At 37.1% G+C, this 13,119-nt stretch carries 12 protein-coding genes and 1 other annotated feature; all 12 genes read right to left on the bottom strand.

Annotated features, from left to right (window positions below; translation table 11 throughout):
* Positions 1–37 precede the first annotated feature (37 nt).
* The 12 genes from AC1M36_RS05905 to AC1M36_RS05850 all read right to left on the bottom strand — a co-directional run bounded on the left by AC1M36_RS05905 (position 38) and on the right by AC1M36_RS05850 (position 12,645).
* Entirely contained in the window at positions 38–898 is an 861-nt protein-coding gene (locus tag AC1M36_RS05905; RefSeq protein WP_336450239.1) for a M50 family metallopeptidase, read from the bottom strand.
* Positions 891–1,634, bottom strand: a complete 744-nt coding sequence (locus AC1M36_RS05900) for a M23 family metallopeptidase (protein WP_336450240.1) — start codon at positions 1,632–1,634, stop codon at positions 891–893. Before AC1M36_RS05900 ends, AC1M36_RS05905 begins: the two co-directional genes overlap by 8 nt.
* A 172-nt stretch (positions 1,635–1,806) precedes the next feature.
* Entirely contained in the window at positions 1,807–2,604 is a 798-nt protein-coding gene (gene minD, locus AC1M36_RS05895; RefSeq protein ID WP_336450241.1) for a septum site-determining protein MinD, read from the bottom strand.
* 2 nt (positions 2,605–2,606) lie between these two features.
* Positions 2,607–3,293: a septum site-determining protein MinC gene (gene minC / locus AC1M36_RS05890; protein WP_336450242.1), complete on the bottom strand. Its 687-nt coding sequence runs from the start codon at positions 3,291–3,293 to the stop codon at positions 2,607–2,609.
* 35 nt (positions 3,294–3,328) lie between these two features.
* On the bottom strand, positions 3,329–3,871 hold the full coding sequence (mreD, locus tag AC1M36_RS05885) for a rod shape-determining protein MreD (protein WP_336450243.1): 543 nt from the start codon (positions 3,869–3,871) through the stop codon (positions 3,329–3,331).
* 12 nt (positions 3,872–3,883) lie between these two features.
* Positions 3,884–4,738: a rod shape-determining protein MreC gene (mreC, locus tag AC1M36_RS05880; RefSeq protein ID WP_336450244.1), complete on the bottom strand. Its 855-nt coding sequence runs from the start codon at positions 4,736–4,738 to the stop codon at positions 3,884–3,886.
* Between the two features lie 41 nt (positions 4,739–4,779).
* Positions 4,780–5,796 carry a cell shape-determining protein MreB gene (gene mreB, locus AC1M36_RS05875; RefSeq protein WP_336450245.1) on the bottom strand — a complete coding sequence of 339 codons (1,017 nt, stop codon included), beginning with the start codon at positions 5,794–5,796 and terminating at the stop codon, positions 4,780–4,782.
* Positions 5,797–5,955: 159 nt separating this feature from the next.
* On the bottom strand, positions 5,956–6,633 hold the full coding sequence (gene radC, locus AC1M36_RS05870) for a RadC family protein (protein ID WP_336450246.1): 678 nt from the start codon (positions 6,631–6,633) through the stop codon (positions 5,956–5,958).
* A 47-nt stretch (positions 6,634–6,680) separates the two neighbouring features.
* Positions 6,681–7,256 carry a Maf family protein gene (locus AC1M36_RS05865; RefSeq protein ID WP_479845649.1) on the bottom strand — a complete coding sequence of 192 codons (576 nt, stop codon included), beginning with the start codon at positions 7,254–7,256 and terminating at the stop codon, positions 6,681–6,683.
* A gap of 200 nt (positions 7,257–7,456) precedes the next feature.
* On the bottom strand, positions 7,457–8,416 hold the full coding sequence (locus AC1M36_RS05860) for a stage II sporulation protein B (protein WP_336450248.1): 960 nt from the start codon (positions 8,414–8,416) through the stop codon (positions 7,457–7,459).
* Positions 8,417–8,582: 166 nt separating this feature from the next.
* Entirely contained in the window at positions 8,583–9,884 is a 1,302-nt protein-coding gene (locus tag AC1M36_RS05855) for a bifunctional folylpolyglutamate synthase/dihydrofolate synthase (RefSeq protein ID WP_336450624.1), read from the bottom strand.
* Positions 9,885–9,999: 115 nt separating this feature from the next.
* Complete coding sequence (locus tag AC1M36_RS05850; RefSeq protein ID WP_336450249.1) at positions 10,000–12,645, bottom strand: valine--tRNA ligase; 2,646 nt, start codon at positions 12,643–12,645, stop codon at positions 10,000–10,002.
* A gap of 39 nt (positions 12,646–12,684) precedes the next feature.
* Positions 12,685–12,916 (bottom strand) — a binding site (T-box leader).
* Positions 12,917–13,119: the final 203 nt, after the last annotated feature.

The following is a 13,119-nucleotide window of genomic DNA, read 5'->3' as shown; positions in this document are numbered from 1 at the left end:
CCTCTTACAATATAAAAGGTTAGTGTCATCGTCAACACTAACCGATTAATTCTGCTACAGATGAAGTTGTTCGTTTTTCAGTAAAATATGCATAAAGCAATTCATTTTCATCTAATGTATAGTGCTCTTTATATTGGCCCTGAACGATAATCGAGTGTTTATACCCTCTCCGAAACTTTGTAAAAATCGTATACAACCGGTCGTCCGTTCGCACCTCGATTGGAGCAATTTTTTCAATATCTCGCTTGTTTCCATAATAACGTTCTAGTAAAAAACGCATAAATGCATAGCGCCGTTGCTTCCATTCTTGATATAAAGAAATAGCTAAAAACAGAAGAAGCGCCCACATCATAATATTATTACTATTCCAAAAGAGTTGCCATCCTAATATCGCACTAAAAAAAACACATGATATTTTCATCATCTTCTCATGCGCCTGTAAATAAGGGAATTGATGTGATAAAACATTAAACAATACTTTCCCACCATCTAGTGGCCAGATTGGTAATAAATTAAACCCTAGAATAATTAAATTGTTCCATACAAAAAAATGATACAGTTCCTCACTAACCCACCCTGTCCTAACCAAGACATACGCTACCCCAATCATCCATACATGTTGAATAGGTCCCGCTATTACAACGACTAATTCTTCCTTTAACGGCTTATTCCCATGCTCCTCAAGCTCCGCCACACCGCCAAACGGCAAAAGTTTTATTTCCTTAATTCTCCATTTATAATAAGCTGCTGCGAAGGCGTGCCCAAGTTCATGAATCAAAACGATACAAAATAAAAGTAGTATTTCTTTAAAACGCGCTGTAAAAATCCCAATCGCTATAATTCCCCAAAACAGTGGGTGCACTGTAATTTTTGACAATACTTCACTATATTTATTCAAATGAAATCACCTGAATCGGATCGATAAATTTTTCATTCTTTTTGATTGCAAAATAGAACTTACCATTCTTGTTATCTGCACTGCTCCCAACTGTTCCAATCTTTTGTTTCTTTTCAACATAATCATATAATTTTACAGATGTCTCACCTAAATTTCCATACCAAGATTCCGTACCATCTGCATGTTGGATCTCAACTATATTTCCATATTCCTCTTTCTTACCAGCGAAAATGACAACTCCTTCATTTACAGATTCAACAGCTGTATTCGCAGCTGTTTGTACAAATACCCCCTGACCATCTTTTTGAAAACTTTGCATGACTTTCCCTAAAGCTGGAACTGCATAATCTTTTTGCTGCGCTGATTGTTTCTTTTCATTTGCAGGTAGAAAGGCAAGCGGTTTTCCAAATTGATCTTCGTACCATTTAGATACAGTAGCAAACTGAAATTCTTCTTGCATAATTTGTTTTACAACCGTTTTTGCTCCATCAAAAGAAGCCGGTGCATTTTTAAATAAAATAGCTACCGAGAGAACGAGAATTGCTGCTAATAAAAATTTAAATAAAAATACTTCTTTTCGAAAAAGAGGATGCACCTCTTTTTCACCTTCTTCAATGAACATCGTTTCTCCATCAAAGTTACCTTCTGAAAAATACTGTTCTTCCTCGAGCCTCTCTTGTTCTTCTTTTCTCTTTGCAATCCGCTTTTTAATCTCTTCTACACGTCTATTCTTCATCTTGTCTCCTTCCTTTTTCCACCTCTTCTTGCAAGAGGCAAGTAAAGTAAAACTTCCAGTAAATAAAAGTTCTCTATTTACCAAAATACAGTTTGTACATATGTATGAACTCTGAAGAGAAGATATTCATGAGAAGAAAAAAGAAAGCACCTCGCATACATGCGAAGTGCTTTTAACGAATTCCAAAGAAATTCTTTACTTTTGTAAAAACAGATACTTTTTCTTGTTCAAAGGCTTGTAAAGGTACAGATTCGCCTAACAAACGTCTTGCAATATTCCGATAAGCTAATGATGCTTTTCCATTTGGCTGCAACGCTACAGGTTCTCCTGTATTTGTGGCACGAATGACCTCATCATCGTCTTCGACAACTCCAAGTAAATCAATCGAAAGCGTACGTACAATCTCATCTACATCTAACATATCTTGCTCATGCAACATGTGGCTACGCACACGGTTAATAACAAGTTTTGGTGGTTCGATATCTTCTTTTTCTAAAAGCCCGATAATACGGTCTGCATCACGCATAGAAGATACTTCAGGTGTCGTTACAACAATTGCTTTATCTGCACCTGCCACCGCATTTTTGAATCCCTGCTCAATACCGGCAGGGCAATCAATTAATATGTAATCATAATCTTGACGTAATACCTGTATTAATTCATCCATTTGTTCAGGTGTTACCGCTGATTTATCACTCGTTTGTGCTGCAGGTAATAAATAAAGCTCATCAAAGCGCTTATCTTTAATCAGAGCCTGAGATAAACGACAACGACCTTCGACGACATCAACAAGATCAAATACAATACGGTTTTCTAGCCCCATTACTACGTCTAAATTTCTTAGACCAATATCCGTGTCGATTAAACAAACCTTTTTCCCGGATAATGCTAGGGCTGTACCAATGTTTGCAGACGTTGTAGTTTTGCCTACTCCGCCTTTTCCAGATGTAATTACTATTGCCTCTCCCACAGCTATACAATTCCCCTTTCTAACTTTGTTAAATTAGGTCTAAGATGAGTGAGAAGTTGCAGGCGATCGACAACAATGTGATTGTTCTCATTAATATACGCACATTCTGCCGTCTCTGCTCCGTCTTCTTTCTCTTCCGGAGCCCGCATTGTCAAATCACTAATTCGAAGTTGCATCGGATTCATAACAGATGCCGCGATTACAGCATCTGTATCCCCATAATATCCTGCATGTGCAATACCTCGTAATGATCCAATGACAAAAATATTTCCCCCAGCGATAACCGTTCCGCCTGGATTAACATCTCCAATTAATAATAGATTTCCTTTTACTTGCAATACTTGACCTGAGCGAACAATTTTGGAAACAGGGACAATTTCTGTTTCTTCTTTCCACGCTATTGCTTCAGCTTTCGTGATAACATCACTCTCAATTGAATCGACAACAAGATTTTTTTTATTGCGAATCAAAGTACGAATTTCTTCTTGCTGTACATCTGTCAAATAGCGATTGCCAACTTTAACATGTACTTCGATTAATGAACGTCCATCACCATCATAATAGTGAGTAGAAAGTTTTTCATCCAGTTCTTTCAGTAATTCAGAAAATGAACAGCAATCATCTAAATGTAATGTCAGTCCATCTTTTGTCCCTTTTATCGTTACATTCTGTTGCTTTTTTTCTTCCACTAAAGTTCACCCCAACGATTCAATTCGACATAAAATCAGAAAATCCTTTTTTCTTTTTCTTCCATCGCTTTTGAAAGACGCACAAGATATCGTCTCAGTGGGAAACAAACTAGCAATAAGAAAATTCCATTTAACAATAAAGTAGCAAGGAGACGATCTGAGAAAAAGATATGCGCTGGTATATGAATACGTCCTAGCAACGTTAAAAATCCATATACATAATATTCTAATGCCGCAATACCCGCTAATACAATAAAAGAAACAATGAATAAATTCAATTGCAATACTCTCATTGCACTATACACAAGATACGCTAAAATCGGATAAGCAAATATATACACACCAACAAGTTCTGTATATACAGTATCAAATAAAAAACCAAATAATAGTCCGTAATAAATACCTTGCAAAGGACTAAAATAAACGGTAATAAAACATAGTACAATCATAAAGAAATGCGGAGCTGCAATACTATCTTTCCAAAACAATTCCGTTGGAACTACAGTAGAAAACATATTTTCGAATAAAAACACAAAAAGAAGCAGCAGAGGAAGAATTGCTCTTTTCAAAATAGCCATATCCTCTCCCCCTTACTGTTCTAACGCTGCTGAGGGCATAACTCTTTTTGTAACCATAACATGGTCTACATCATTTAAATCCGCAGCAGGTTTTACGTAAGCTGTTTGTGTTAATCCATATTCATCCGGTGCAACATCTACAATTTTCCCAATTACTAACCCTTTCGGGAAAATATCACTTAATCCTGATGTTACAACTGTTTGATCTTTCTCTACTTTTACATCAGATGGAATCTTTGTGAAAACAAGAGTTTGTTTTTCTTTGTCGTAGCCTTCAATCAATCCAAAAATACGCTCTTGCCCTTCTACTACAGCAGAAATACGATTTGTTCGATTTAGTGAGCTCAATAATTCTACAGTTGATGTAAATTGAGATACACTTTTCACTCGTCCTACTAAACCTTTTGATGTCATAACAGCCATATCCTTCTGGATTCCTTGCTGTTCACCTCTATCGATCCCGATTAAGTCATACCACTTGTCCGGATTGCGTGCAATCACTGTAGCTTGAATTGGCTTATAGTCACGAAGAGAATCTTTTTTATCAATCGTTTCACGAAGCGTCGCATTTTCTTTTTTTAAATCTTTTACTTCAACAGATAATTCAGCATACTTGTCTAATTTTTCTTTTAATGTTTTATTTTCTTCATACGTGCGCTTTACATCTTCTACGTTCTCAAAGAATCCGGCAACATAATTCGCTGGCTTTTGGAATACACGCTCTACAACACCGACAGTATCTTTTACAAACTGCTCTGGCCATGTTAGACTTTTTCGTTCTTTCAATGAGATTCCAATCAATGCCACGAGAAGAATAATACTAACTAGCAAAACAATTAATCTTTTGTTTAAGAAAAACTGTGGCACGTTCACACCCTCTTAATTTCATTGATTTTTATTTTGAAATATTATCGAGCAGTTTTGAAAAGGTCGATATTATCTAAAGCTTTACCTGTTCCAATTGCTACACAGTCAAGTGGATTTTCTGCAACAAGAACTGGCATTTTCGTTTCTTCACTAATTACTTTATCCAAGTTACGAAGCAATGCACCACCGCCTGTTAACACAATTCCACGGTCCATAATATCCGCAGCTAATTCAGGTGGCGTTTTTTCTAATGTATTTTTCACTGATTCAACGATTGCCTCTACTGTGTCTTTTAATGCATCTGCAATCTCTTCAGGTTTAATTAATACCGTTTTTGGTAAACCACTTACTAAATCACGACCACGGATTTCCATTGGTTCAACACCTTCTGGCTCGCCAGCAGACCCAATTTCCATCTTTAATGCCTCTGCTGTTCTTTCCCCGATCATTAAGTTGTAGCTCTTCTTAATGTATTGAATGATTGAATCATCCATGTCATCACCAGCAACACGAACAGATTGACTTGTTACAATCCCACCTAAAGAAATAATTGCAACTTCTGTTGTACCACCACCGATATCAACAACCATACTACCAGTTGGTTCCCAAACAGGTAAGTTTGCACCGATTGCTGCTGCAAATGGTTCTTCAATTGGATATGCATCGCGCGCACCTGCTTGGCGAGTTGCATCGATTACTGCACGTCTTTCTACAGCCGTAATACCAGATGGTACACATACCATTACATAGGGCTTACGAGAGAAAAATCCATTTGATTTTTGCGCTTGTTGAATATAGTATTTCATCATTGTCGCTGTTGTTTCATAATCAGCAATTACACCATCTTTCATAGGGCGAAGAGCCACTACGTTTCCTGGTGTACGACCAATCATTTGTTTCGCATCGCCACCAACTGCTACGATTTGTTTTGTGTCTGTTTGCAGAGCTACAACTGAAGGCTCACGTAAAACTACACCTTTTCCTTTCACATATACAAGCGTATTCGCTGTTCCTAAATCAATCCCAAGATCACGAGTAAAACCACCAAATCCAAACATGTCATCTATCTTCCTTTCTCATTTTCACGGACTCATTTTCTTACTTTATATTTATAATAAAACAGTACGTTTTTATATTTTCTATCCTTTATTGTAAGCGAATGCCTACAAAAAACTCATAAATCACATTATAAAACAAAATAAGTAAAAAGAATAGTCTTAAATATGACCTTTTTCTTTTAAACTCACGAATTTATGGTCACCTATAATAATGTGGTCAAGGACTTCAATCCCAATGATTCTCCCACATTCTACCAATCGTTTTGTCACTTCGATATCTTCACGACTCGGCGTAGGATCTCCTGAAGGGTGGTTATGCAGACATATAATAGAGGCTGCTGCACGGCGAAAAGCTTCTTTGAAGACCTCGCGCGGATGCACAATTGAGGCATTTAGACTCCCAATAAACACAGTTTGCCGATGCATAACTTGATTTTTCGTATTTAAGTATAAACAAACAAAGTGCTCTTGTTGTAAAAAACGCATCTCTTCCATCATATAACTAGCGCAATCTTCTGGACTCCGAATACTATACCTGTTTTGATACTCTAAACGCACCATTCTTCTTCCTAGTTCAAAAGCAGCGATTAACTGAGACGCCTTTGCTACTCCTACACCATGAATGCTTGTCATTTCTTCTATTGTAGCATCTTTCAACATTCGTAATCCGTCAAAATGATATAAAATTTGATCCGCTAATGTTAGAACAGACCCTTCCTTAGACCCCGTTCTAAGTAACACTGCAAGAAGTTCCCGATTCGATAAATTGTTTGCTCCTTCTACTAATAAACGTTCCCGTGGTTGTTCTTCTTTCAAAACATCACGAATGCCGTTCATATTTTCACTCCTTTTTCAATTTTTCGCAAAGAAAACCCCATGCAATTTCACGCATGGGATGCATCACTATCGAACTGTTTTAATTCACGAACAAGACGTGCAATTGGTAATCCAACCACACTGTAATAATCTCCTTGAATATGTTGAACAAAGATGGAACCTTTTCCTTGAATACCGTAACTTCCGGCCTTATCAAGCGGTTCTTTCGATGCAATATACGTATCAATTTCTGCTTCTGTTAACTCCCAAAATGTAACTTCTGTACGCTCATAAAAAGTGACTGTTTTTTCTTTTTCAATAAGTGCAACACCTGTATATACTTCATGTGTTTTTCCTGATAATAGTTGTAGCATTTCTTTTGCCTCATTCTCATCAGAAGGCTTACCAAGAATACGCGATTCATATGTGACAATTGTATCTGCACCTAATACCACACAATCACCATAATTTTCTGCTACAGCAGACGCTTTTTGCAAAGCAAGTGACATTACAATATCAGCAGGTGATAAATATGCACCGATTGTTTCTTCTATTTCACTTACAACAATTTCAAATGGTACACCTGCTAGTTCAAGTAATTCCTTTCGGCGCGGTGACCCAGATGCTAAAATAAGTTTCTTCATATGTTCTCCTTTCTTACATACAGCAGAAAAATATAACTTAATCGTATCAAACAAATATCTTTCCTACAAATTGTAAAAACATCATTTTCTTTTTAGGAAATGATGCTTTCTCACTATATAGCGAGAAAACATTTCTATAGATATATCATCCAAAAGAAAAGAAAGAAGTATACACACTTCTTCCCTCTTACTCCATTATCCTACTCTTTTGCTTTTTTCGAAACCACTTTTTCATAAGAAAGTAAACCATCAATGATAACTTGATTCAATTTACCTACTGCTTCTTTATCAGTCTTTCCTTCTTTTATTGTATGCATAGCTACTGATGCATACGTATATATTTTTTTTACATCCTCACGCTTAATTAATTTCCCTTCTTTTTCAATTGCCTTCCATTCCTTTTCAATAGCCTCTATTTCTTTTTGATTACTTTTACTTCCAGATTGTATACTAGTCAAGTATTTTACAAAATGCATGTATAAAGGCTGCAACTTACTTAACAACGGACCAGATTCTTTATCATTTTTCAATAATGCTTGATCTGTAATTTCCCATTTCTTTTTCAAAACTGATACGCCATCTTTTTTATATTGTCCGACTAATTGATCTACGGATTGCTCATTACTAGAAATTCCAACTACAAGTGAATACTTATCATTATTTGGTTTAATAGCTGCCACGCTCCCATTATCTTTCCACTCCTGAATAGCTGCCTGTCCTTTTTCTTCAGAAGAATAAAGACCACCTTGTACGAAATATAAGGTGATTGGTTCTAAAGCAGCGCTATTTCCCACTTTCGGTTTTTCTGCTTTTTTCTCTTCAGGCGTTATTTCTTTTTGCTCTGCTCCATTATTCTTTTCTCCACTTGTTACCGTAGCTTCCCGAACCGTACCTTGTCCCGTTAACAAGTGAAGCATTCCCATCCCTAACACTGTGCCAATAACAATTGCGGTAGTAACTGTAAAAATTAGTATATTACTCCATTTCTTTCGGCGTTGCCGAATAGATGATAACTTATTTTTTTGAAACGGCACTACATTTTTCGATGTTTCACCATCCACTACCATCCAATCAAATTCTTCTTTTTCTTTCTTCTTTTCCTCATACTTTGCTTCCGTTCCATTTACTTTAACCGAGATTGTTCGTGATTGCTTGTCCATACCCTCACACCTCACCTCTTATCATTGTCCGCATCATAACATATTCACTTCACAAAAAAACGAGATATTTGTCGGAGAGGTTCGTCAAATTGTCCCATATAGTTATCCTATATGTATGCATTTGACTTCATTTGTAGAACAAAAAACTAGGACAGCAGTTGCTATCCTAGTTTTTTTCACGAACGTATTTTCGAACTTCTGAAATGAAGTAAAGGGAGCCTGTTATGATGAAAACATCCTTTTCTTGTAGCTTGCTCATTTTCGTATCAATCGCTTCTTTCCAATTCTCAAAAACTTGTTTTGATTCCTTATTTGAATGAGTAGCAAGGTCCTTAGCGGAAATCGCTCGATCAAATATAAATGTTGTAAAAATTATTTCATCTGCTACGGTTTCAAGCGTACCAACCATGTTGTCTAATTGCTTATCACCAAGAGCTGTAAATAAAACGATAACATTTTTATCGCTATAATGAGCCTTCACCGTTTTCACAAGACTTGCAATTCCTTCTGGATTATGGGCACCATCTATAATTACGTCTGGATTACTTTGTAGTCGTTCAAATCGGCCAATCCAATATGCTTCACTTAATCCTATTCGAATATCCTCTTCCTCCAGTAAGAATGATAAGTATGTTTTAAGATACATAACCCCCATCAATGCTAGTGCTGCATTTCCTACTTGATGATTTCCTTTCATTGAAATCCGAACTTCCTCAAACGAAGCGAACGGACAAGAGAAATCAAAGTGTTCTCCATCTTCATCGGAACGCTGGTGAATTGCTTTAAATTGCTTTCCAAGTTCATAAAGGTTTGCATTTTTTTCTTTGGCAATCTTTTGAATCACCTCAAGTGCTTCTTCATCCTGCACACCTGTAATAACAGGAACACCAGATTTAATAATGCCCGCTTTTTCATACGCAATTTCTGCTAGTGTATTCCCTAGAATATGCATATGGTCATGGCCGATATTTGTAATCATTGTAAGAACTGGATGAACGACATTTGTAGAATCAAAACGACCTCCAAGTCCTGTTTCAAACAAGACAATATCGCAGAAGTTTATTTTACCAAAATAGCAGATTGCCATTACTGTAATAATTTCAAACTCCGTTGCTTCTCCTAAATTTGTTTCATCTAATTTTTCTACAACTGGTTTGACCATATTTACAAGTTCAACAATGTCTGTGTCTGCAATTGGTTTTCCATTCACACCAATTCGTTCATTGAATGTTTCAATGTATGGAGAGGTAAATGTCCCGATCTTATATTTTCCCGCTTCTAGCATATAACGCATATATGTTAAAGTTGAACCTTTTCCATTTGTTCCTGCAAGATGAACACACTTTATATGACGCTCAGGATTTCCAAGTTCCTCAAGCATCCACTGCATTCTTTCTAATCCTGGTTTAATGCCAAACTTTAATCGGCTATGAATCCAGTCTATCGCTTCTTCGTATGTATGTACCACGCCTGCCATTCCCCTTTCAAATCAACAAAAAGAACTAATTTAACAAATTACCTTAACTCTATTATACGCAATTAAAAGAGACTCACCAATATGGTGAGTCTCTTTGGAACAACTTTTATTTTTGAAGATCAGCTAAACGTTGGCGAACTGCCTCACGTTTTTCTAGATAATCTTGCTCTTTTGCACGCTCTCCTTCAATAACTGCTGCTGGAGCTTTTGCTACGAAACCTTGGTTTGCAAGTTTTTTCTGTACGCGCTCTACCTCTTTATCGAACTTCTCAAGTTCTTTTTCAAGGCGTGCTTTCTCTTCATCAAGATTGATTAGATCAGCTAACGGTAAGAATAACTCTGCACCTGATACGATCGCAGTCATCGCTTTTTCTGGTGCTTGTAAATCTGTTTGAATTGTTAATTCACTTGGATTACAGAAACGCTCAATGTAAGAGCTGTTTTTCGTAAGTTGTGCTAATACTGCTTCGTCTTTTGCTTTAATTTGCAATTGAACTTTTTTGCTCATTGGCGTATTTACTTCAGCACGAATGTTACGAACAGAGCGAATGATATCAACTAGAAGATGCATTTCTGCCGCTGCTTCTTCATCTTGTAAATCTTCGCGAACTGTTGGCCATGCAGCTACTGTAATAGACTCACCTTCATGAGGTAAATGCTGCCAGATTTTCTCTGTCACGAACGGCATGAATGGGTGTAATAGACGCATCGTTTGATCTAATACATAAGCTAGAATAGAACGAGTCGTTTTCTTCGCTGCTTCATCTTCACCGTATAATGGAATTTTTGCCATTTCAATATACCAGTCACAGAAGTCATCCCAAATGAAGTTGTATAAAGCACGGCCAGCTTCACCGAATTCATATTTATCCATATTACGAGTAACACTTTCAATCGTTTCATTTAAGCGAGTTAAAATCCACTTATCTGCAACTGATTTTTCACCAGTTAAATCAATATCTTCATATTTCATATCATCCATGTTCATTAATACGAAACGAGATGCATTCCAAATTTTATTAATAAAGTTCCAAGTAGATTCTACTTTCTCCATGCTGAAGCGTAAATCTTGTCCTGGTGCACTTCCTGTTGATAAGAAGAAACGCATTGCATCCGCACCATATTTGTCGATGACATCCATTGGATCAATACCGTTACCAAGAGATTTACTCATTTTACGCCCTTGCTCATCACGAACTAAACCGTGAATTAATACATCTTTAAATGGACGCTCTCCTGTAAACTCTAAACCTTGGAAAATCATACGAGATACCCAGAAGAAGATGATATCATAACCAGTTACTAGAGCATCTGTTGAATAGTAACGTTTGAAGTCTTCTGCATCTTCATTTGGCCAACCAAGTGTTGAGAATGGCCATAACGCTGAGCTAAACCATGTATCAAGCACATCGTTATCTTGATTCCAGTTTTCGATATCTGCTGGTGCTTCTGTACCTACGTATACTTCACCAGTTTCTTTATGATACCAAGCTGGAATTCGGTGTCCCCACCATAATTGACGAGAAATACACCAGTCATGAATGTTTTCCATCCAGCGTAAGTATGTGTTCTCGAAACGATCTGGTACGAACGTTACTTTTTCTTCTTCTTTTTGTTGCAGAGCAACAGCCTTTTCTGCAAGTGGTGCCATTTTTACGAACCATTGTGTTGATAAGTAAGGCTCAACAACTGCTCCGCTACGCTCACTATGACCTACCGCATGCATATGAGGCTCGATTTCTACTAATACGCCAGCTTCTTGCAAGTCTTTTACTAACTCTTTACGGCATTCGAAACGATCCATACCGTTATACTTACCAGCTTTTTCGTTCATTGTTCCATCTTCGTTCATTACTAAAATGCGTGGTAAGTCGTGACGGTTACCTACTTCAAAGTCATTCGGATCATGAGCTGGTGTGATTTTTACAACACCCGTTCCGAAATCTTTCTCTACATACTCATCGGCAATAATCGGAATTTCACGCTCTACGATTGGAAGTGTAACTGTTTTTCCGATTAAATGCTTGTAACGATCATCTTCTGGATGAACTGCTACTGCTGTATCACCAAGCATTGTTTCTGGACGAGTTGTCGCAAGACGAATGTGACCAGAACCGTCTGTTAATGGGTAATTCATATGGTAGAATGCACCTTGAACATCTTTATGAATGACTTCAATATCAGAAAGGGCAGTACGTGTTGCTGGATCCCAGTTAATGATATATTCACCGCGGTAAATTAAACCTTTTTCGTACAATTGAACGAATACTTTGTTAACCGCATCAGATAAGCCTTCGTCTAATGTGAAGCGCTCACGAGTATAATCTAATCCTAGACCAACTTTCCCCCATTGCTCGCGAATGTGAGAAGCATATTCTTCTTTCCATTCCCATGCTTTTTCAAGGAATTTCTCACGACCAAGATCGTAACGTGAAATACCTTCTTCACGAAGTTTCCCTTCTACTTTCGCTTGCGTTGCGATACCCGCATGGTCCATACCAGGAAGCCATAATACATCGTATCCTTGCATACGCTTTGTACGTGTTAAAATATCTTGAAGTGTTGTATCCCAAGCATGACCTAAATGCAATTTACCTGTTACGTTTGGAGGCGGGATTACAATTGTATACGGCTGTTTTTCCGCATCTCCTTTTGCTTCGAAATATTTGCCTTCAAGCCACCATTTATAACGACCTTCTTCAACGGACATATGATCATATTTAGTTGGTAAATTCTTTTCCGTGTTTGACATTATTTTCCCTCCTTCAAAATAAAAAATGTCCCTCATCCAAAAAAGGACGAGGGACATCGCGGTACCACCTTTATTTACAAACAAATTCAAAATTTGCTTATACTCTTAATTTGATAACGGACAAATCCGTCTTTTCCTAATGAGAATGACTCTGTTCAGAAAAGATGCTCCAGGGCTACCTTCTAACATGACTATCTAGAGAATCTCACAGCCAATGATTCTCCTCTCTGCAGACGTTTAATGTTATACTCTTCCCCTTCAATGCATTTATATAATTGTTATTTATTATATACAATAGTGTAAAAAACGAAACCATATTCGTCAAGATAAAAATATTTTTCAGCAATTTTCTACAATTGATAGATTCCATATTTTCTCACCATCTAAAAATCAGTGTGCAATCATCAATTAGCGTAAGCATTTTTTATAACCTATGTACGAAAAATGAAAAAAGCAGCACAAGCACCCTAGGTA

The organism is Bacillus sp. Medicinal_06 (genome assembly GCF_056711665.1).
Note: the sequence above shows the minus strand (reverse complement) of the source record. Positions and strands in the feature narration are given on the sequence as shown.

Bases quoted from the DNA above. Each gene is read 5' to 3' on its own strand.
- mreD (WP_336450243.1), bottom strand. From the start codon at position 3,871: ATGGCTATTTTGAAAAGAGCAATTCTTCCTCTGCTGCTTCTTTTTGTG.
- radC (WP_336450246.1), bottom strand. From the start codon at position 6,633: ATGAACGGCATTCGTGATGTTTTGAAAGAAGAACAACCACGGGAACGT.
- mreB (WP_336450245.1), bottom strand. From the start codon at position 5,796: ATGTTTGGATTTGGTGGTTTTACTCGTGATCTTGGGATTGATTTAGGA.
- AC1M36_RS05900 (WP_336450240.1), bottom strand. From the start codon at position 1,634: ATGAAGAATAGACGTGTAGAAGAGATTAAAAAGCGGATTGCAAAGAGA.
- AC1M36_RS05860 (WP_336450248.1), bottom strand. From the start codon at position 8,416: ATGGACAAGCAATCACGAACAATCTCGGTTAAAGTAAATGGAACGGAA.
- AC1M36_RS05865 (WP_479845649.1), bottom strand. From the start codon at position 7,256: ATGAAGAAACTTATTTTAGCATCTGGGTCACCGCGCCGAAAGGAATTA.
- AC1M36_RS05850 (WP_336450249.1), bottom strand. From the start codon at position 12,645: ATGTCAAACACGGAAAAGAATTTACCAACTAAATATGATCATATGTCC.